This is a genomic window from Thiomonas sp. TH-17 (assembly GCF_057473305.1).
The window spans coordinates 1-1,546 of record NZ_JBYCKI010000089.1 but is presented as its reverse complement, the minus strand read 5'-3'; the positions used below and the strand labels follow the sequence as shown (position 1 = coordinate 1,546).

The window sequence follows — 1,546 nt, the reverse complement described above, 5'->3', positions numbered from 1 at the left end:
CTGCGAAAACGCAGCACCCGGCCGTCCCAGAAGGCGCGCACGCCGTCGAGTTTTTCGCTCACCCAGTAGGGCGCCGGATCGAGCTGGCTTGAGGCGGTTTCGGCGAGCAACAGGGCCGGGGGCGGCGGGCTGGGCGCTTCAGCCTGCGCCCAGGGCAGATTCGTCAGCAGCAGGCCACACAGCAACAGCGGGCGCAGCCCAGCGAGCGTGGGTGCGGGAAAGCGGCGTGGCGAAGGACGCATGGCGTGGGGCCGGGGGGAAGGGCGCAGGGGGCCGGAGCGGTCATCTTATGGGCCGTGGCGCGCGCGTGGCAATCCTGCGGCAAACCGATAGAATGCGTGGCTTCTCGAGGAGCGTTGCAACGCACGGGGCGAGCCCATCGCCGCCGTCGCCAGGCTCGGGGCTTTGATCGCAGGCCGCTACACCTTGCTGGCGGCTTTCCTTCAACGGCGCTCACCCAACCCGTGCCGGGCGCGGGATGCGGTGCGCATCCGTTCCCGGCCACTTTGTTCGGAGTTTGTATGAACGCTGTGGTCGATTTGAAAACCTCTCCTGATTATGTGATTGCCGACATCGGCTTGGCCGACTGGGGCCGCCGCGAGATCGCCATTGCCGAGAGCGAGATGCCCGCGCTCATGGCCATCCGCGAGGAATACGCCGCCAGCCAGCCGCTGCGCGGCGCGCGCATCACCGGCAGTCTGCACATGACCATCCAGACGGCCGTGCTGATCGAGACGCTGCAGGCGCTGGGCGCGCAGGTGCGCTGGGCCTCGTGCAATATTTTCTCCACGCAAGACCATGCCGCCGCGGCGATTGCCGCCAACGGCACGCCGGTATTCGCGGTGAAGGGCGAGTCGCTCGAAGACTATTGGGACTACACCCACCGCATTTTCGAGTGGACGGATGGTGGCTACTCGAACATGATTCTGGACGACGGCGGCGATGCCACGCTGTTGCTGCATCTGGGCGCACGCGCCGAGACCGATGCGGCGGTGCTCAACCACCCCACCAGCGAAGAAGAGCGCGTGCTGTTCGCCGCCATCAAGGCCAAGCTGGCGAAGGACGGCAAGTGGTATTCCACCCGCCTGGCGCAGATCAAGGGCGTGACCGAGGAAACCACCACCGGTGTGCACCGCCTCTATCAGATGCACCAGCGCGGCGAGCTGAAGTTCCCCGCCATCAACGTCAACGACAGTGTGACCAAGAGCAAGTTCGACAACCTCTACGGCTGCCGCGAAAGCCTGGTGGACGGCATCAAGCGCGCCACCGATGTGATGGTGGCGGGCAAGATCGCCGTGGTCGCCGGTTATGGCGACGTGGGCAAGGGCTCGGCACAGGCCCTGCGCGCGCTGTCGGCCCAAGTGTGGGTGACCGAGATCGACCCGATCTGCGCCCTGCAGGCCGCGATGGAAGGTTATCGCGTGGTGACCATGGACTATGCCTGCGAGCACGCCGACATTTTCGTCACCGCCACCGGCAACTATCACGTCATCACCCACGATCACATGGCCCGCATGAAGAATCAGGCCATCGTCTGCAACATCGG

The 1,546-nt window shown here is 65.7% G+C and carries 1 protein-coding gene, 1 pseudogene and 1 riboswitch; of the genes and pseudogenes, one reads left to right on the top strand and one right to left on the bottom strand.

Annotated elements, in window-relative coordinates; translation table 11 throughout:
• Positions 1-242: pseudogene (locus AC2VLV_RS05745) on the bottom strand (DNA ligase); the annotation flags it as partial.
• A gap of 100 nt (positions 243-342) precedes the next feature.
• A riboswitch (S-adenosyl-L-homocysteine riboswitch) is annotated at positions 343-462 on the top strand.
• Between the two features lie 59 nt (positions 463-521).
• On the opposite strand from AC2VLV_RS05745, the gene AC2VLV_RS05740 reads away from it, so the two are divergent.
• On the top strand, positions 522-1,546 hold a 1,025-nt coding region (locus tag AC2VLV_RS05740; protein WP_486989062.1), incomplete at its 3' end, for an adenosylhomocysteinase.